23 protein-coding genes, 1 tRNA gene, 1 rRNA gene, 1 other RNA gene and 1 pseudogene are annotated in these 16,058 nt (G+C 40.3%); 22 read left to right on the forward strand and 5 right to left on the reverse strand.

Going from position 1 to position 16,058, the window contains the following annotated elements:
* Positions 1 to 41: 41 nt before the first annotated feature.
* Positions 42 to 157, forward strand: a 5S ribosomal RNA gene (rrf, locus tag BLS46_RS08115).
* 5 nt (positions 158 to 162) lie between these two features.
* A tRNA-Asn gene (locus tag BLS46_RS08120) sits at positions 163 to 236 on the forward strand.
* Between the two features lie 77 nt (positions 237 to 313).
* Here the strand turns inward: BLS46_RS08120 and BLS46_RS10135 are convergent.
* The 3 genes and pseudogenes from BLS46_RS10135 to BLS46_RS08130 form a co-directional block, all read right to left on the reverse strand.
* On the reverse strand, positions 314 to 460 hold the full coding sequence (locus BLS46_RS10135; RefSeq protein WP_373878968.1) for a transposase: 147 nt from the start codon (positions 458 to 460) through the stop codon (positions 314 to 316).
* Positions 436 to 684 (reverse strand): annotated as a pseudogene (locus tag BLS46_RS10140) (transposase); the annotation flags it as partial. The pseudogene BLS46_RS10140 and the gene BLS46_RS10135, both read right to left, overlap by 25 nt.
* Positions 651 to 1,349 (reverse strand): transposase, encoded by a 699-nt coding sequence (locus BLS46_RS08130; protein WP_093586849.1) that lies wholly within the window; start codon positions 1,347 to 1,349, stop codon positions 651 to 653. The pseudogene BLS46_RS10140 and the gene BLS46_RS08130, both read right to left, overlap by 34 nt.
* Here BLS46_RS08130 and BLS46_RS10060 point away from each other — a divergent pair.
* From BLS46_RS10060 to BLS46_RS08145, 3 genes are all read left to right on the forward strand, one after another.
* Positions 1,310 to 1,504 carry a hypothetical protein gene (locus tag BLS46_RS10060; RefSeq protein ID WP_093586851.1) on the forward strand — a complete coding sequence of 65 codons (195 nt, stop codon included), beginning with the start codon at positions 1,310 to 1,312 and terminating at the stop codon, positions 1,502 to 1,504. The genes BLS46_RS08130 and BLS46_RS10060 overlap by 40 nt on opposite strands.
* 224 nt (positions 1,505 to 1,728) lie before the next feature.
* Positions 1,729 to 1,962, forward strand: coding sequence for a sigma(X)-activator ComW (gene comW, locus BLS46_RS09945; protein WP_093586853.1), 234 nt, complete (start codon positions 1,729 to 1,731; stop codon positions 1,960 to 1,962).
* Between the two features lie 239 nt (positions 1,963 to 2,201).
* On the forward strand, positions 2,202 to 3,488 hold the full coding sequence (locus BLS46_RS08145; RefSeq protein WP_093586946.1) for an adenylosuccinate synthase: 1,287 nt from the start codon (positions 2,202 to 2,204) through the stop codon (positions 3,486 to 3,488).
* 480 nt (positions 3,489 to 3,968) lie between these two features.
* Here BLS46_RS08145 and BLS46_RS08150 read toward each other — a convergent pair whose 3' ends face one another.
* A complete protein-coding gene (locus BLS46_RS08150; protein ID WP_093586855.1) occupies positions 3,969 to 4,514 on the reverse strand; it encodes a hypothetical protein in 546 nt (181 codons plus the stop codon).
* A gap of 265 nt (positions 4,515 to 4,779) precedes the next feature.
* Between BLS46_RS08150 and tadA the strand changes: the two genes are divergently transcribed.
* The 8 genes from tadA to BLS46_RS08190 all read left to right on the forward strand — a co-directional run bounded on the left by tadA (position 4,780) and on the right by BLS46_RS08190 (position 10,076).
* Entirely contained in the window at positions 4,780 to 5,247 is a 468-nt protein-coding gene (gene tadA, locus BLS46_RS08155) for a tRNA adenosine(34) deaminase TadA (RefSeq protein ID WP_093586857.1), read from the forward strand.
* A 32-nt stretch (positions 5,248 to 5,279) separates the two neighbouring features.
* An RNA gene (gene ffs / locus BLS46_RS08160) (signal recognition particle sRNA small type) lies at positions 5,280 to 5,379 on the forward strand.
* A gap of 53 nt (positions 5,380 to 5,432) precedes the next feature.
* Positions 5,433 to 5,876, forward strand: a complete 444-nt coding sequence (locus BLS46_RS08165; protein WP_093586859.1) for a dUTP diphosphatase — start codon at positions 5,433 to 5,435, stop codon at positions 5,874 to 5,876.
* Positions 5,836 to 6,393 (forward strand): histidine phosphatase family protein, encoded by a 558-nt coding sequence (locus BLS46_RS08170; RefSeq protein WP_093586861.1) that lies wholly within the window; start codon positions 5,836 to 5,838, stop codon positions 6,391 to 6,393. The genes BLS46_RS08165 and BLS46_RS08170 overlap by 41 nt, the downstream gene beginning before the upstream one ends.
* Before the next feature lie 13 nt (positions 6,394 to 6,406).
* The gene (gene radA / locus BLS46_RS08175; protein ID WP_093586863.1) at positions 6,407 to 7,768 is read left to right on the forward strand and encodes a DNA repair protein RadA; all 1,362 of its coding nucleotides are present in this window, start codon (positions 6,407 to 6,409) and stop codon (positions 7,766 to 7,768) included.
* A 72-nt stretch (positions 7,769 to 7,840) separates the two neighbouring features.
* Complete coding sequence (locus BLS46_RS08180; protein ID WP_180364075.1) at positions 7,841 to 8,335, forward strand: beta-class carbonic anhydrase; 495 nt, start codon at positions 7,841 to 7,843, stop codon at positions 8,333 to 8,335.
* Between the two features lie 214 nt (positions 8,336 to 8,549).
* The gene (locus BLS46_RS08185) at positions 8,550 to 9,518 is read left to right on the forward strand and encodes a ribose-phosphate diphosphokinase (protein ID WP_093586867.1); all 969 of its coding nucleotides are present in this window, start codon (positions 8,550 to 8,552) and stop codon (positions 9,516 to 9,518) included.
* A gap of 120 nt (positions 9,519 to 9,638) precedes the next feature.
* A complete protein-coding gene (locus tag BLS46_RS08190) occupies positions 9,639 to 10,076 on the forward strand; it encodes a CoA-binding protein (protein ID WP_093586869.1) in 438 nt (145 codons plus the stop codon).
* Positions 10,077 to 10,103: 27 nt separating this feature from the next.
* Here the strand turns inward: BLS46_RS08190 and BLS46_RS08195 are convergent, their stop codons facing one another.
* Positions 10,104 to 11,114, reverse strand: a complete 1,011-nt coding sequence (locus BLS46_RS08195; protein WP_093586871.1) for a YeiH family protein — start codon at positions 11,112 to 11,114, stop codon at positions 10,104 to 10,106.
* 151 nt (positions 11,115 to 11,265) lie between these two features.
* Between BLS46_RS08195 and BLS46_RS08200 the strand changes: the two genes are divergently transcribed.
* The 9 genes from BLS46_RS08200 to BLS46_RS08230 all read left to right on the forward strand — a co-directional run bounded on the left by BLS46_RS08200 (position 11,266) and on the right by BLS46_RS08230 (position 15,997).
* Positions 11,266 to 12,435, forward strand: coding sequence for a pyridoxal phosphate-dependent aminotransferase (locus BLS46_RS08200; protein WP_093586873.1), 1,170 nt, complete (start codon positions 11,266 to 11,268; stop codon positions 12,433 to 12,435).
* Complete coding sequence (recO, locus tag BLS46_RS08205; RefSeq protein ID WP_093586875.1) at positions 12,432 to 13,202, forward strand: DNA repair protein RecO; 771 nt, start codon at positions 12,432 to 12,434, stop codon at positions 13,200 to 13,202. Before BLS46_RS08200 ends, recO begins: the two co-directional genes overlap by 4 nt.
* The gene (gene plsX / locus BLS46_RS08210) at positions 13,199 to 14,191 is read left to right on the forward strand and encodes a phosphate acyltransferase PlsX (protein WP_093586876.1); all 993 of its coding nucleotides are present in this window, start codon (positions 13,199 to 13,201) and stop codon (positions 14,189 to 14,191) included. The genes recO and plsX overlap by 4 nt, the downstream gene beginning before the upstream one ends.
* A 3-nt stretch (positions 14,192 to 14,194) precedes the next feature.
* The gene (locus BLS46_RS08215) at positions 14,195 to 14,431 is read left to right on the forward strand and encodes an acyl carrier protein (protein ID WP_093586878.1); all 237 of its coding nucleotides are present in this window, start codon (positions 14,195 to 14,197) and stop codon (positions 14,429 to 14,431) included.
* Between the two features lie 446 nt (positions 14,432 to 14,877).
* Complete coding sequence (locus BLS46_RS08220; RefSeq protein ID WP_000180834.1) at positions 14,878 to 15,021, forward strand: class IIb bacteriocin, lactobin A/cerein 7B family; 144 nt, start codon at positions 14,878 to 14,880, stop codon at positions 15,019 to 15,021.
* 15 nt (positions 15,022 to 15,036) lie between these two features.
* On the forward strand, positions 15,037 to 15,195 hold the full coding sequence (locus BLS46_RS08225) for a class IIb bacteriocin, lactobin A/cerein 7B family (protein WP_001056955.1): 159 nt from the start codon (positions 15,037 to 15,039) through the stop codon (positions 15,193 to 15,195).
* A 13-nt stretch (positions 15,196 to 15,208) separates the two neighbouring features.
* Positions 15,209 to 15,385, forward strand: coding sequence for a hypothetical protein (locus BLS46_RS09915; RefSeq protein WP_000797314.1), 177 nt, complete (start codon positions 15,209 to 15,211; stop codon positions 15,383 to 15,385).
* 205 nt (positions 15,386 to 15,590) lie between these two features.
* On the forward strand, positions 15,591 to 15,746 hold the full coding sequence (locus BLS46_RS09920) for a hypothetical protein (RefSeq protein WP_165941768.1): 156 nt from the start codon (positions 15,591 to 15,593) through the stop codon (positions 15,744 to 15,746).
* A gap of 38 nt (positions 15,747 to 15,784) precedes the next feature.
* On the forward strand, positions 15,785 to 15,997 hold the full coding sequence (locus tag BLS46_RS08230; protein ID WP_093586880.1) for a bacteriocin immunity protein: 213 nt from the start codon (positions 15,785 to 15,787) through the stop codon (positions 15,995 to 15,997).
* The last annotated feature ends 61 nt before the right edge of the window (positions 15,998 to 16,058 follow it).

A 16,058-nucleotide genomic window follows, 5' to 3' on the forward strand; every position in this document is an offset into this window, starting at 1 on the left:
TATTTGATAGATATTCAATTTTGAGTAGGTATTACTCAGAGTTAAGTGACGATAGCCTAGGAGATACACCTGTACCCATGCCGAACACAGCAGTTAAGCCCTAGAACGCCGGAAGTAGTTGGGGGTTGCCCCCTGTGAGATATGGAAGTCGCTTAGCTTTTATCCGCCATAGCTCAGTTGGTAGTAGCGCATGACTGTTAATCATGATGTCGTAGGTTCGAGTCCTACTGGCGGAGTAAGATCAAGAGTCTGAGATAAAATGGTTCTCAGCCACAAAAAAGCTAGAGATTCCCAATAGTGGAACTCTAGCTTTTTAATTTTGAGTCGTTCTCTTATTGTATTTTAGGAAGTTATTAGCCATGAGTACCAATCCCATGTCAATTCTCACTTGACGCTTATCTCTCAGATTACATCTCTTGTAACCTAAACAAGCCTTTATCTGCCCAAAGACAGGTTCCACATCAATCTTACAGTGTAGCTATCCTCCTTGTCATTATAATGCCAATTTGCTAAGTTTCTAGCCGACTGTTTATACCCTCTCTTCTGTTCCTGATCAAACATGGCATATTTAATCAGATGGTTCACCTTCTTTTCATCTAGACGAAGGAGGTTTTCTTCGCTTCTATATCCAGCATCTGCGACAACTGTCTTCAAGTCATGCGGATAAGTTTCAAGTAAAGGTAAAAGAGTTTTGGTGTCTGTCGGATTTGAGAAGGCATCATAGTGAAGAACAAATTGGTTTTCCGTTCATCCTTTCCTTTAACGGGTGGCTCCTCCATGTCTTGGCTCAGTTTTTCCAATTCTTCTTCAAGGACTTGAGCGAATTCTTCTTGAAAATAGACCTGTATCTGTTCTTGAAGTTTGGCGGAGAATTTCTCTGTCGCTTCCTTCCACACGAAACTATCCTTGTTGGCATTGGTTTCAATCTTAGTCCCGTCAATAAACAAACAATCTAAGGTCACTAACTCTTCCATTTTTAAACGAAGATTGAGGTCGATGAAAAGATCACGAATGAGTTCTTCCATCCCTTCAGCGACACGAAAACGATTGATGGTACGATAGCTGACAACCAACTGCCCTGTTAGGTATTGCATAGCGAGATTTTCAATCATCATTTTTTCAATTTTTCGTCCAGAGAAAATCCCTTGTGAATAGGCAAATAGAAGAGTAGCTAAGAGCATTTTAGGGTGATAAGACGGGCGCCCAAAGTCATGATAGAAGGCGTGGAAGTGACGTTCCTCCAAGGTATTTACCACTTTTTCAATCGTAAAAATGAGATGATCTTGTGTCAAGAAAGAACGGATTTCTAGTGGTACAGTTGTTTGATTTGTGTTATAGTGAATATGCATGGGATAGCCTTTCTAAATGGTTTATTGGGCAATTCTATTTTACCAAGACTATCGCAACCATGCAAAAAAGCAACGGCAAATCCGTTGCTTTTTGGGGAGACAAGGAACTATTGTCCCAGTCTCTTTTCTTATGTGAACCACATCCCAAAAGTTAGACAAAAAAATCTAACTTTTGGGATGTGGTTCATAGACGGGTAGTTATAATTTTATAAATGAAGTAAACTTCTCAAAATTCAAAACTTAATTTTGGCATCTATAATTACCTTTATATTTTATTTTTAGTTCGTTTAGCTTTAAATTCTACTCTTATAGGATTTGAAGCTTTTTTAGTTTGTTTTTCTGTTAGACTAATGTTAATAATAAGAAAGGGATTTTTTATATGCTTCAAAAATTTTACGAACGAGCATTTGTCTTTTTGAAACTAGTTGAACAAGAATATGCTTCTTTATGTCAGAGTTGTGCTGAGTGGGAATCACTTCATCTTCGTTTTTTACTTTATTACCTGATAAGATTTAGAATTAAAAGCGATAAAGAGTTTTGTCTATATCATTTCCAGACGGCCTATCGTCTGTATCTAGATAAATTCTTGCTAGAGGGTGCTACTCTAAACTAGTGAGGTTCATATATATCATTTATCACGAACAATAATGAGCATTGAATTTGTGATTTTAAGGATTTTATTTAAAATATAAGGTTTTGCATTTTATGATTTACAGAAATTCCAAATCTTTTCCAGTGTTTCTTCTTGATAAAATGGTCTTTTTTTCTTATAATAAATTGTAAGATATGATTGCAGGTGAGACTCCTGCCATGTATATGAGAAAGGAAGAGCCTAGCGGCTCAGACAAGATTATGACTTCAGTTGTTGTTGTAGGTACCCAATGGGGCGATGAAGGTAAAGGGAAAATTACAGATTTTCTTTCATCCAATGCGGAAGTGATTGCTCGTTACCAAGGTGGTGATAATGCTGGTCACACTATTGTGATTGATGGTAAGAAATTTAAGTTGCACTTGATTCCATCTGGAATTTTCTTTCCTGAAAAAATCTCTGTTATTGGGAATGGGATGGTTGTAAACCCTAAATCTCTAGTAAAAGAGTTGAGTTATCTTCATGAGGAGGGTGTTACAACAGATAACTTACGAATTTCTGACCGTGCACATGTTATTTTGCCTTACCATATTGAGTTGGATCGCTTGCAAGAAGAGGCTAAGGGTGAAAATAAGATTGGTACTACAATTAAGGGAATCGGTCCAGCCTATATGGACAAGGCAGCTCGTGTCGGTATTCGTATTGCGGATCTTTTGGATAAAGACATTTTTCGTGAGCGTTTAGAACGTAATCTTGCGGAAAAGAATCGTCTGTTTGAAAAATTATATGACAGTACTCCTATTTCAATTGATGATATTTTTGAAGAGTACTATGAGTACGGTCAACAAATCAAGCAGTATGTGACAGATACATCCGTTATCTTGAACGATGCGCTTGATAACGGCAAACGTGTGCTTTTTGAAGGTGCGCAAGGTGTTATGTTGGATATTGACCAAGGGACTTATCCATTTGTTACTTCGTCAAACCCTGTCGCTGGTGGTGTGACAATTGGGTCTGGTGTTGGCCCAAGTAAGATTGACAAGGTTGTAGGTGTATGTAAAGCCTATACGAGTCGCGTAGGTGACGGACCTTTCCCAACTGAATTGTTTGATGAAGTGGGAGATCGCATTCGTGAAGTAGGTCATGAATATGGTACAACAACTGGTCGTCCACGTCGTGTAGGTTGGTTTGACTCAGTTGTGATGCGTCACAGCCGTCGTGTATCTGGGATTACCAATCTTTCATTGAACTCTATCGATGTTTTGAGCGGTTTGGATACTGTGAAAATTTGTGTGGCCTATGATCTTGATGGTCAACGTATCGACCACTACCCAGCTAGCCTTGAGCAATTAAAACGTTGCAAGCCAATCTACGAGGAATTGCCAGGTTGGTCAGAAGACATCACAGGAGTTCGTAATTTGGAAGATCTTCCTGAGAATGCACGTAACTATGTTCGTCGTGTAAGCGAGTTGGTTGGGGTTCGTATTTCTACCTTCTCAGTTGGTCCTGGTCGTGAACAAACCAATATTTTAGAAAGTGTTTGGTCATAGGAGATTTTTAAGATTAGTTTAAGAGAGGGCGGGTATACTATAGATAGTTACAAGAAGACCTCCTAACTTGTTGTAACAAATATCCTAAACTTTTCTTTTTCATAATAATCTCCCTATTAAGTCACCGCATTCGGTGGCTTTTTTAGTTCATAAGTCTTATACAGGCTTCTACTTGACTTTTTAAGATAAAGAAAAAAACAGTGGGACAGAAATCTCTAGACCAAGTCTTAATTTGATAGACCTAGAACTTCATGGTTTCAACAATTCGGTAGATTGGTTAAGGTTGTGGATAGAGAAAGGAAGTTTTGTTTAAAGGAGTTTTTGAATTCTAAAATACCAACAAATAGTTTAATCTACTAATAAATTATAGGTGTACAACTAAGCAAAAATGAGGTTGGGATTTTTGATCCCAGCCTCTTCAGTGAACTATTTTCTTTAGAATTTATAAGTTAGATAAAATTAAATTTTTTGTAAATTAGCTTATTTGATAACTTGGTTTCCTGATTTGTCATTTTGAATTTGGTTCATTTCGTGCATAAAAACATCTGCTTTCAGTTTATCTGTGATGATACTGATACTTATTAGCTTATTTCGATTTTTCTCATATCCTTCTAAAAAAATAGGATTTCTAATTTTCATGGTTAACTTTGCACAATTAAAGGGACGCTTTTTAATGGTTATTTGTTTGATATCTTGAAGTTTAAATTGATAATGTAATACGCTGAGGCCTCTGCTACTATAGGTATAATACTGAATAGTATTGTTTTTATGAACTTCTAATTTTACTCCATTTATGAAGAGATAATACCCCATAAACCATAGAAGAAGTGGAACATAAATCAGTACAATTGCTATAATAATCTTGTCTGTAAAATCGGTATTATAACCTATCAGATGCTTTAGAATCCAGAGAATCATAACAGATAAAGATATCATGAATGGTCCCCCTACTCTATTAAATTGATTTTTATATGGAAACATTAAGGTAAATTTTGGTTTATCCAGTAATAACTCTAATTTCATCATTTACCCTTTCATATTGTTTATTGTATAAATTTCAGTATATTCATCTCTTGAACTTTATATGTCAGTTATTTCTATTATTTTAAGTTCATGATTTCTGATTTTCTATCAATTTTGCTAATATTATACTCTTTTTAAAACATTATTTCTACAATCCAGCGGTTTGATAATATCTAAAGTTAGTCAGTGTAAATATTATAGAGCTCTTTTTTTGTCTAGGAAAACATGCTATAATGATAGAATCGATAAGTAGGAAAAGGAATAATCGATGAATTATACAGTTGAAGAAAAAGAAAGCTTCATGAGAGAGGCCTTGAAGGAGGCAGAAATTGCTCTAGAACACGATGAAATTCCAATTGGCTGTGTGATTGTCAAGGATAGAGAAATCATTGGTAGGGGGCATAATGCGCGCGAGGAGTTGCAACGGGCGGTTATGCATGCAGAAATCATGGCTATAGAGAATGCTAATCTGAGTGAAGAGAGCTGGCGTTTACTAGATTGCACCCTTTTTGTGACCATAGAGCCTTGTGTCATGTGTAGTGGGGCAATCGGGCTTGCCCGTATTCCAAACGTAGTCTATGGGGCTAAGAATCAGAAATTTGGTGCAGCTGGAAGTTTGTACGATATTTTGACAGATGAGCGTCTCAATCATCGTGTAGAGGTTGAAACGGGAGTTTTGGAGAGTGAGTGCGCAGGTATTATGCAGGACTTTTTCCGAAATCGACGGAAAAAATAATTTTTCTTTAAAAACAGAGGAGAATGTGGTATAATAAACAGTGGAGCAACAGTTCTGCGTGAAGCGGGTCAGGGGAGGAATCCAGCAGCCCTAAGCGAGTGTGAATTGTGTGCTCTTTTTTCGTGCTTTTTTCGAATAAATAAGATAAAATAGCCTAGAATAAATGATTATAGAAAAGAGAAAATATGAAAATTCGTGGTTTTGAATTGGTTTCGAGTTTTACAGATGAAAATTTATTGCCGAAGCGTGAGACAGCGCATGCGGCTGGTTATGATTTAAAGGTTGCAGAACGCACTGTGATTGCTCCAGGAGAGATTGTTCTCGTCCCAACAGGAGTCAAGGCTTATATGCAGCCAACAGAAGTGCTCTATCTCTATGACCGTTCATCAAACCCTCGTAAGAAGGGTTTGGTCTTGATCAACTCTGTGGGGGTTATTGATGGGGATTATTATGGCAATTCTGGTAATGAGGGACATATCTTTGCGCAGATGAAAAACATTACTGATCAGGAAGTAGTTCTTGAAGTTGGGGAACGTGTGGTTCAGGCTGTCTTTGCACCATTTTTAATCGCAGACGGAGATGCAGCTGATGGCGTGCGGACTGGTGGATTTGGATCGACAGGACACTAGGATGAAAATCATCTTTGTACGTCACGGGGAGCCAGATTACCGTGAGTTAGAGGAACGTTCTTATACAGGTTTTGGGACGGATTTAGCACCTTTATCTAAGGAAGGACGGCAACAAGCTCAGGAACTTTGCCAAAATCCTTTGCTTGGCTCAGCTGATATACTGGTGTCTTCTGCAGTGACGCGAGCATTAGAAACGGCTTTTTATGTATCTTGTGCTACAGGTCTTCCTTTAAGAGTAGAGCCTTTATTGCATGAATGGCAGGTTTACGAAAGTGGCATAGAGAATTTTGAAAAAGCACGTACTCTGTTTTTAGAAAACAAGGGGGAGTTGCTTCCTAATAGTCCTATTCAGTATGAGACAGCTGAGGAGATGAAGGCGCGTTTTTTGGAAACTATGATAAAGTACCGAGACTACCAGACAGTGCTAGTTGTCGCTCATCGAATGCTCATGCGCCAATTTGTACCAGACGAGAAGATTGATTTTTGTCAAGTGATTGAGTGTGAGGTAGAGATTTAGAAAGAGGTTTATCATCGCAAAGAAAAAAGCGACATTTGTATGTCAAAATTGTGGGTATAATTCCCCTAAATATCTAGGGCGCTGTCCAAACTGTGGGTCTTGGTCTTCTTTTGTAGAAGAGATCGAGGTTGCAGAGGTCAAAAATGCGCGTGTGTCCTTGACAGGTGAGAAAACTAAGCCTATGAAACTGGCTGAGGTAACCTCAATCAATGTCAATCGAACCAAGACCGAGATGGAGGAGTTCAACCGTGTACTTGGAGGCGGAGTGGTACCAGGAAGTCTCGTACTCATAGGTGGGGATCCTGGAATCGGGAAATCAACCCTTCTCCTACAAGTTTCAACCCAGCTGTCTCAAGTAGGGACTGTTCTCTACGTCAGCGGGGAGGAGTCTGCTCAGCAAATCAAGCTACGAGCAGAGCGCTTGGGAGATATTGATAGCGAGTTTTATCTCTATGCAGAGACCAATATGCAGAGCGTTCGAGCTGAGGTGGAGCGCATCCAACCAGACTTTCTTATCATTGACTCCATCCAGACTATCATGTCTCCTGAGATTTCAGGGGTACAAGGATCTGTGTCTCAGGTGCGAGAGGTGACAGCTGAGCTCATGCAGCTGGCAAAGGCTAATAACATTGCCATCTTTATCGTAGGGCATGTGACCAAGGAAGGAACCTTGGCTGGTCCGCGTATGTTGGAGCATATGGTAGATACGGTGCTTTACTTTGAAGGGGAACGACACCATACCTTCCGTATCTTGAGAGCAGTCAAAAACCGTTTTGGTTCCACTAATGAGATTGGCATCTTTGAGATGCAGTCAGGTGGATTGGTTGAGGTGCTCAATCCGAGTCAAGTTTTCCTAGAGGAGCGTTTGGACGGGGCTACTGGCTCGTCAATCGTTGTAACTATGGAAGGGACGCGTCCGATTTTGGCGGAGGTCCAGGCTTTGGTAACACCGACTATGTTTGGGAATGCTAAGCGTACTACAACTGGACTAGATTTCAATCGTGTGAGTTTGATTATGGCTGTTTTGGAAAAGCGGGCAGGACTTCTCTTGCAAAATCAGGATGCCTATCTCAAATCTGCTGGTGGCGTGAAATTGGATGAACCTGCGATTGACTTGGCTGTTGCGGTTGCCATTGCTTCGAGCTACAAGGATAAGCCAACCAATCCTCAAGAATGCTTTGTAGGAGAGTTGGGCTTGACCGGAGAAATTCGGCGCGTGAATCGTATCGAACAACGTATCAATGAAGCGGCAAAACTGGGCTTTACCAAGATTTATGTACCCAAGAATTCCTTGACAGGAATCACTCCACCCAAGGAAATTGAAGTCATTGGTGTGACGACTATTCAGGAAGTTTTGAAAAAGGTCTTTGCATAATCCGTGACAAATCTTCTTAAAAATGATAAGATAGGAGAAATATTTGATTGTCAAATTTTTGAGGAGGGAATCGTGTCGTATTTTGAACAGTTTATGCAAGCCAATCAGGCTTATGTTGCCCTACATGGGCAGTTAAATCTGCCACTTAAACCCAAAACCAGAGTAGCTATCGTGACCTGTATGGACTCACGTCTACACGTTGCGCAAGCTCTAGGTTTGGCCCTTGGGGATGCTCATATCTTGCGGAATGCGGGTGGTCGAGTAACTGAGGACATGATTCGTTCACTGGTAATTTCCCAGCAACAAATGGGGACAAGAGAGATTGTGGTGTTGCACCATACAGACTGTGGAGCTCAAACCTTTCAAAATGAAAGTTTTCATGAACATTTGAAACACGAGCTCGGAGTTGATGTGTCTGATCAAGATTTTTTACCATTTCAGGATGTTGAAGAGAGTGTGAGAGAGGATATGCAGTTGCTTCGAGAATCCCCGCTGATTCCTGATGATGTGGCTATTTCAGGTGCGGTTTACGATGTGGATACAGGGAGTATGAGAGAAGTATACTAACTTCATCCCGCAGAATTCTAATTCTAGCATAAAATCGATTGTTAAAATGTAGGATTTTTAATTTTAATATAGCCAATATAAAATAGTAAAAAACAAGAGTATAAATGTTTGCTCTTGTTTTATTTTTGATTGAAAAATAAAGGAAAAAGCGCTACAATGGTAGATGGAAAATGTTGTGTAAAAAACAAGCGATACATAAATACCGGAGGAAATCATGTCTTTTTCTGATTTAAAGCTGTTTGCCCTTTCTTCTAATAGGGAATTGGCAGAGCGTGTGGCGCAAGAGATTGGAATAGAGTTGGGGAAATCAAGTGTTCGCCAATTTTCAGATGGGGAGATTCAGGTTAACATTGAAGAATCAATCCGTGGAAAACACGTCTTTATCCTACAATCAACTAGTTCACCTGTAAATGATAATTTACTTGAAATTTTGATTATGGTGGACGCATTGAAGCGTGCTAGTGCAGAATCTGTCAATGTTGTTATGCCTTACTATGGCTACGCACGTCAGGATAGAAAAGCGAGAGCGCGTGAGCCAATCACTGCAAAACTCGTTGCCAATATGCTAGAAGTGGCTGGAGTGGATCGTTTGTTGACGATTGATTTGCATGCTGCGCAGATTCAGGGATTCTTTGATATTCCTGTGGATCACTTGATGGGTGCTCCTTTGATTGCGGACTATTTTGAACGTCGTGGCATGGTTGGATCTGACTACGTAGTTGTCAGCCCAGACCATGGTGGAGTGACTCGTGCTCGTAAATTGGCAGAGTTTTTGAAAACTCCGATTGCGATTATTGACAAACGTCGTAGTGTAGACAAGATGAATACCAGCGAAGTGATGAACATTATTGGTAAGGTAGAAGGTAAGACTTGTATCTTGATTGATGATATGATTGATACGGCTGGAACGATTTGTCATGCAGCGGATGCTCTTGCTGAAGCAGGTGCTGTTGAAGTTTACGCAAGCTGTACACACCCAGTTCTTTCGGGGCCAGCTATGGACAATATCCAAAAATCAGCTATTGAAAAATTGGTTGTTTTGGATACCATCTACCTACCAGAAGAGCGTTTGATTGATAAGATTGAACAAATTTCGATTGCCCACCTTCTAGGAGATGCCATCGTGCGTATCCATGAAAAACGCCCTCTTTCTCCTTTGTTTAGCATTGAGAAAAAGATTTAATCTTTCACTTGAAGTAGACAGAACTCCTAGCAAGTTTCTTTTCTTGCTAGGAGATTTTTTGTAGTCAAATTCTGCAAGCCTTTTCAAAATATGCTATACTGATGAAAAAGGAGGATTTCTATGAGCCAAGAATTTATCAATCCAAGTGATGGAGTGATTCGTCAGTATCTGACAACCAGTAAAACGTTAGCAGTGGTGGGCTTGTCCGACCGCGAGGAGACAACCAGCAATCGAGTGACCAAGGAAATGCAGGCTCGAGGCTATAAAATCATTCCAGTTAATCCCAAGGCTGCAGGTGGTGAAATTTTGGGAGAAAAGGCTTATGCGAGTCTAGCTGAGATTCCTTTTCCTGTAGATATTGTCAATGTTTACCGACGGAGCGAGTTTTTACCAGATGTGGCACGTGATTTTCTCAAGGCTGATGCTAAGATTTTTTGGGCGCAATTAGGACTTGAAAATCTAGAAGCGGAAGAAATCCTGCGTGCTGGAGGATGCGATGACATTGTGATGAATCGCTGTATCAAGAGAGAACATACACGCTTAATTCTTGAACAATAAAAGGTAGCCAGTGGGCTACCTTTTGTGTTAGAAAATACCAATCAATGCTTGCATGCCTAGACTGGTGAGGATGATGGCAATCCAGCAAAGGGCTCCGAGGACAATAGATTTGCCACTGGATCTAACCATGCCAATCAGATTGGTTTTGAGACCGATGGCACTCATGGCCATGACGATAAGGAATTTGGAGAGTTGCTTGAGAGGTGCAAAGAAGTCACTGCTGACACCTAATGAAGTGAGAATGGTAGTTAGCAGAGAAGCCAAGATAAAGTAAAGGATAAAAAGTGGGAAGACCTTTTTTAGTTGGAAATCTTGGCTGTTTTTTTGTTGGCGACTTTGCCAGTAGGAGAGAAAGAGCGTAATGGGAATGATTGCTAAGGTGCGTGTGAGTTTAACAATGGTTGCCGATTCGAGGGTATTGGTTTGGTAAAGACTGTCCCAGGAGCTGGCTGTGGCCGTTACAGAAGAAGTATCGTTGACTGCGGTTCCTGCAAAGAGGGCAAAGCCTTCGTTGGATAGGTGAAGCCAAGTTCCTAGAGTTGGAAAGATGAGCGCAGCCAAGACATTGAAGAAAAAGATAACGGAAATGGCTTGGGCAACTTCTTTTTCCTTGGCATGGATAACGGGCGCTGTCGCAGCAATGGCAGAGCCACCACAGATAGAAGAACCCACTCCAATCAAGGTAGCTAGTTTTGTGTCTAGCGCAAAGAAACGCTGGAAGAGGTAGGCGACAATCAAGGAAATCGAAATGGTGGAGAGGATAACAGGGAGCGAAGATTGCCCGACCGCGAAGACTTGCGAGATATTGAGACCAAAACCAAGCAAGACAACGGCATATTGGAGTAATTTTTTAGAACTAAAGGTCAAGCCAGCATCCAGTTGCTTGTAGGAAGAGAGAAAAGGATGGAGGAGCATTCCCGCAAAAATCGCAAAGACAGGTGCTCCGACGACAGGAAAGAAACCTCCTAGGTACCAGGATATGATAGAAATGAGAAGGCAGGCCAAGATTCCTGCTCCATTTTTTGATAAAAATGACATATAAACCTCCAAAAATAAGCACTTATTATTATAGTCCTGTCGAGAAAAAAAGTAAAATAGAAAGTGAAAAATACAGGTTTCAGATGGATTTTGCGGTCAGGGAGCTTTTGTAGTATAATAGTACTATGTTCTGTAAACAAGGGGGATATCTATGGACTTAACCAAGCGCTTTAATAAACAGTTAGACAAGATTCAAGTTTCGTTGATTCGTCAGTTTGATCAGGCCATTTCAGAGATCCCTGGAGTTTTGCGTTTGACCTTGGGGGAACCTGATTTTACAACGCCAGATCATGTCAAGGAGGCAGCCAAGCGAGCCATTGACCAGAACCAGTCCTACTATACAGGGATGAGCGGTTTACTGACCTTGCGCCAGGCAGCCAGTGATTTTGTAAAAGAAAAATACCAGCTAGATTATAATCCTGAAAATGAAATTTTGGTTACAATTGGGGCGACAGAGGCTTTATCTGCTACTTTGACAGCTATTTTGGAAGAGGGAGACAAGGTTCTCTTACCAGCTCCTGCCTATCCAGGATATGAGCCGATTGTCAATCTAGTTGGGGCAGAGATTGTCGAGATTGACACGACTGAAAATGGTTTTGTCTTGACTCCTGAAATGTTGGAAAAGGCCATTTTGGAGCAAGGTGACAAGCTCAAAGCGGTTATTCTCAACTATCCGGCTAATCCGACAGGAATTACCTATAGTCGGGAGCAGTTGGAAGCCTTGGCAGAAGTTTTACGCAAGTATGAGATTTTCGTTGTCTGTGATGAGGTTTACTCAGAATTGACCTATACAGGGGAAGCTCATGTGTCTCTAGGAACTATGCTGAGAGACCAGGCCATTATCATCAACGGCTTGTCTAAATCGCATGCTATGACAGGTTGGCGCTTGGGTCTGATTTTCGCTCCTGCAGCTTTCACAGCGCAGTTGATTAAGAGTCACCAGTACTTGGTAACTGCCGCAAACACTATGGCTCAACATGCTGCGGTGGAGGCTTTGACCGCTGGTAAAAACGATGCAGAGCCTATGAAGAAGGAATACATTCAGCGTCGAGATTATATCATCGAAAAGATGACTGCTCTTGGTTTTGAGATTATCAAACCAGACGGTGCCTTCTATATTTTTGCTAAAATTCCTGCGGGCAACAATCAAGATTCCTTTGCTTTTTTGAAGGATTTTGCTCAGAAGAAAGCCGTGGCCTTTATTCCTGGTGCCGCCTTTGGGCGTTACGGAGAAGGCTATGTGCGTTTGTCTTATGCAGCCAGCATGGAAACGATCAAAGAGGCCATGAAACGACTTGAGGAGTATATGAGAGAAGCATGATTCAGTCTATCACGAGTCAAGGCTTGGTGCTCTACAATCGTAACTTTCGTGAGGATGACAAGCTAGTCAAAATTTTTACCGAGCAGGCTGGCAAACGCATGTTTTTCGTCAAACACGCTGGTCAGTCCAAACTGGCTCCTGTTATTCAGCCCTTGGTGTTGGCACGATTTCTCTTGCGAATCAATGATGATGGGCTCAGTTACATCGAGGATTACCATGAGGTGATGACCTTTCCCAAGATTAATAGTGACCTCTTTGTCATGGCCTATGCGACCTACGTAGCAGCTCTTGCAGATGCTAGTTTGCAGGATAATCAGCAGGATGCTCCCTTGTTTGCTTTTTTGCAAAAGACTTTGGAATTGATGGAAGAGGGCTTGGATTATCAAGTTTTGACCAATATTTTTGAAATTCAAATCTTGACCAGATTTGGAATTGGGCTAAATTTTAATGAGTGTGTCTTTTGTCATCGAGTTGGTCAGGCTTTTGACTTTTCTTTCAAATATGGAGCCTGCCTCTGTCCAGACCATTACCATGAGGACGAGAAACGTTGCCATCTGAATCCTAACATCCCTTATCTGCTCAATCAATTTCAAGCTATTGATTTTGAGACCTTGGAAACCATTTCGCTCAAGTCTGAAATCAAGCAAGACTTGCGCAAGTTTATGGATCAAATCTATGAAGAGTACGTCGGGATTCACCTAAAATCAAAGAAATTTATTGATTCCCTAGCAGACTGGGGACAATTACTAAAAGAGGAAGACAAATGAAAAAAATCGCAGTAGATGCTATGGGGGGCGATTATGCACCTCAAGCCATCGTTGAGGGTGTCAACCAAGCCCTTACTGACTTTTCAGATATTGAGGTTCAACTCTATGGAGATGAAAGCAAAATCAAGCAATATCTAACAGCGACAGAGCGCGTTAGCATTATCCATACGGATGAGAAGATTGATTTTGATGATGAGCCTACAAAAGCTATTCGTAAGAAGAAAAATGCCAGTATGGTATTAGCGGCTAAGGCAGTCAAAGAAGGAGAGGCAGACGCTGTCCTCTCGGCTGGGAATACAGGTGCCTTGTTGGCTGCAGGATTCTTCATTGTCGGTCGTATCAAGAATATCGACCGTCCTGGACTCATGTCGACCTTACCGACCATTGATGGCAAAGGCTTTGACATGCTAGACCTTGGAGCCAATGCAGAAAATACAGCTCATCATCTGCACCAATACGCTGTTTTGGGTTCCTTTTACGCGAAAAATGTTCGTGGGATTTCGAAACCACGTGTTGGTTTGCTCAACAACGGAACAGAAAGCAGCAAAGGTGATCCCCTTCGTAAGGAAACTTACGAATTGCTAGTAGCTGATGAAAGTTTGAATTTTATCGGAAACGTGGAAGCGCGTGATCTGATGGAGGGAGTGGCTGATGTTGTCGTAACAGATGGTTTCACGGGAAACGCTGTGCTCAAATCCATCGAAGGTACAGCCATGGGGATCATGAGCTTGCTCAAGACGACTATTACAGGTGGTGGGCTTCGAGCAAAACTTGGTGCTCTTCTTCTCAAGGATAGCCTTAGAGGTTTGAAAAAGCAACTCAACTATTCAGATGTTGGTGGAGCTGTTTTGTTTGGTGTCAAGGCACCTGTTGTTAAGACTCATGGCTCAAGTGATGCTAAAGCTGTGTACAGTACGATTCGTCAGATTCGTACCATGCTAGAAACAGACGTAGTTGCCCAGACTGCGCGTGAATTTTCAGGAGAATAACAGATGACAGAAAAAGAAATTTTTGACCGTATTGTAATCATTATCCAAGAGCGACAGGGAGAGGACTTTGTCGTGACAGAAGCTTTGAGTTTGAAAGACGATCTCGATGCAGACTCAGTGGACTTGATGGAGTTTGTCTTGACGCTAGAAGATGAATTTGGTATCGAGATCAGCGATGAGGAAATTGACCAATTGCAAAGTGTAGCAGATGTGGTCAGAACTATTAAAGGTAAAATATAGCAAAAAGCAACATGCAAGTCATGTTGTTTTTTTGTTTGCAGAAAAAAGAATAACGTTAAAATTTTTTGTAGAAATTGCGAATAAAGAGATGAGAAAGAAAAAAGGAGGAACGTTCATGTACATGCCAATCTTGTATCCATGGTACATCAAGTGGTTTTTAAAATAAAAATGAATTAATTGTTCATTTTCGAATTGTTTTTCGAATAGATAGATAAGAAAAAAAGGAAGGAGACTACGCGATGTATTTACCAATCTTATTGCCATGGTTTATCAAATGGTATTTAAAATAAATGAAATTTACCTGTTCATTTTCAATCATCTCTCGAATAGATAAGTGAGAAGAAAAGGAAGGAAAAAAGATTTCAGTAATTTATCCAATCTGGATTTTAAAATGGTTTAAAATCTAGAAGTCGTAAACTAAAAAATAGAAATAAAGGAGAAAAAAGATGACAAACTTTGACAAAATGGAACAGAACTTTGTAACTCTTACAGAAGAAGAGTTGATGGATGTGGATGGGGGTTCTGTTACTGCTGTGGTAGTAGGGGGCATCCTACTTATTGGCGGTATTGCTTGGGGATACTTTATGTGATAATAGGAGGATAAAATGAATATGAATAATTTAAATAATTGGCCAGAGTTGACAGAAGACGAATTAATGAATACTGATGGAGGCGTGATCACATTCGCTACGATTGGTATTGGAGTGACTATTTTCCTTGGCGGTAGATTAATCGGGCAAGATTTAAAGCGTAGGTTTGGATAAAAAGTGATTAGGTATGAAAAATCGAAAAAATTTAATAGGCGTGCTTTTAATCAGTTTTGGAGCACTCTGCGTTCTAGGTGATTTAAATGTAATTACCTTTAAAGTTGATCAGTATGTAGGCTCGGAATTATGGATTCCAATCCTTATTTTAATGATGAGTTATTTGGATTCAGGCAAAAACAAGGTTTAAAGAGAACTATTGTTAGTGTGTGGGAAATACTATTGAATAGTCATCTTTTAGTTACTATCAATGAAAAAAGAACTAAAAAATGGAGAAATAAATGAAGATTTCAGAAGAATTTTCAGTAATTATTATATCAGCTTCAGGAATAGTAGAGCTTTTGGTTGGAGTAGCTATTGGATTAGCCAGTATTATTTAAAAAGGAGAGAGAAAAATGAAAAAACTGGATGAAAAATTTGACATCATGACAGAAGCAGATTTGGCTCTTACTGAAGGAGGCTTCGTTGTCACTACTTCCACAGCAATAGCTTGGGGTATATTAGGAGTAGCTTCTTATATGTATGGGCGTTATCTAGGAAGTAGACGTTAAGCTAAAAATTTGGGATAAAGTAGGTAAGGAAATTAACCATGAATCACAACATTAATCTCAACACACTCTTACCTAAATTAGCCACTGTATTTCCTTTGTTGGCAATCGGCCTGCATCTTGCGCTTCATGTGATTCGTACAGGTTCATTAGTATCCTTTGATTGGAAATGGACTGTAGTTGGTTTACTTGCTTCGGGCTATTTTGGTATTTTTTGCAGAGATTTGTCAAAAAATAATCAAAACTATAAATGATGAATCTGAATGAAAAGGATTTTGTGTATGTAAATGGCGGAGTTTTCCCGCCTTTCTTTTC

It is taken from the genome of Streptococcus sp. NLAE-zl-C503 (genome assembly GCF_900104285.1).
Lineage (GTDB): Bacteria > Bacillota > Bacilli > Lactobacillales > Streptococcaceae > Streptococcus.

Bases quoted from the DNA above. Each gene is read 5' to 3' on its own strand.
- BLS46_RS08195 (WP_093586871.1), bottom strand. From the start codon at position 11,114: ATGTCATTTTTATCAAAAAATGGAGCAGGAATCTTGGCCTGCCTTCTC.
- comW (WP_093586853.1), top strand. From the start codon at position 1,729: ATGCTTCAAAAATTTTACGAACGAGCATTTGTCTTTTTGAAACTAGTT.
- BLS46_RS08170 (WP_093586861.1), top strand. From the start codon at position 5,836: ATGGCGTGCGGACTGGTGGATTTGGATCGACAGGACACTAGGATGAAA.
- BLS46_RS08190 (WP_093586869.1), top strand. From the start codon at position 9,639: ATGAGCCAAGAATTTATCAATCCAAGTGATGGAGTGATTCGTCAGTAT.
- BLS46_RS09915 (WP_000797314.1), top strand. From the start codon at position 15,209: ATGAAAAATCGAAAAAATTTAATAGGCGTGCTTTTAATCAGTTTTGGA.
- BLS46_RS08165 (WP_093586859.1), top strand. From the start codon at position 5,433: ATGAAAATTCGTGGTTTTGAATTGGTTTCGAGTTTTACAGATGAAAAT.
- BLS46_RS09920 (WP_165941768.1), top strand. From the start codon at position 15,591: ATGAAAAAACTGGATGAAAAATTTGACATCATGACAGAAGCAGATTTG.
- BLS46_RS08130 (WP_093586849.1), bottom strand. From the start codon at position 1,349: ATGCATATTCACTATAACACAAATCAAACAACTGTACCACTAGAAATC.
- BLS46_RS08145 (WP_093586946.1), top strand. From the start codon at position 2,202: ATGACTTCAGTTGTTGTTGTAGGTACCCAATGGGGCGATGAAGGTAAA.
- BLS46_RS08150 (WP_093586855.1), bottom strand. From the start codon at position 4,514: ATGATGAAATTAGAGTTATTACTGGATAAACCAAAATTTACCTTAATG.
- BLS46_RS08225 (WP_001056955.1), top strand. From the start codon at position 15,037: ATGAATATGAATAATTTAAATAATTGGCCAGAGTTGACAGAAGACGAA.
- BLS46_RS08215 (WP_093586878.1), top strand. From the start codon at position 14,195: ATGACAGAAAAAGAAATTTTTGACCGTATTGTAATCATTATCCAAGAG.
- BLS46_RS08230 (WP_093586880.1), top strand. From the start codon at position 15,785: ATGAATCACAACATTAATCTCAACACACTCTTACCTAAATTAGCCACT.
- BLS46_RS08200 (WP_093586873.1), top strand. From the start codon at position 11,266: ATGGACTTAACCAAGCGCTTTAATAAACAGTTAGACAAGATTCAAGTT.
- tadA (WP_093586857.1), top strand. From the start codon at position 4,780: ATGAATTATACAGTTGAAGAAAAAGAAAGCTTCATGAGAGAGGCCTTG.
- BLS46_RS08220 (WP_000180834.1), top strand. From the start codon at position 14,878: ATGACAAACTTTGACAAAATGGAACAGAACTTTGTAACTCTTACAGAA.
- plsX (WP_093586876.1), top strand. From the start codon at position 13,199: ATGAAAAAAATCGCAGTAGATGCTATGGGGGGCGATTATGCACCTCAA.
- recO (WP_093586875.1), top strand. From the start codon at position 12,432: ATGATTCAGTCTATCACGAGTCAAGGCTTGGTGCTCTACAATCGTAAC.
- BLS46_RS08185 (WP_093586867.1), top strand. From the start codon at position 8,550: ATGTCTTTTTCTGATTTAAAGCTGTTTGCCCTTTCTTCTAATAGGGAA.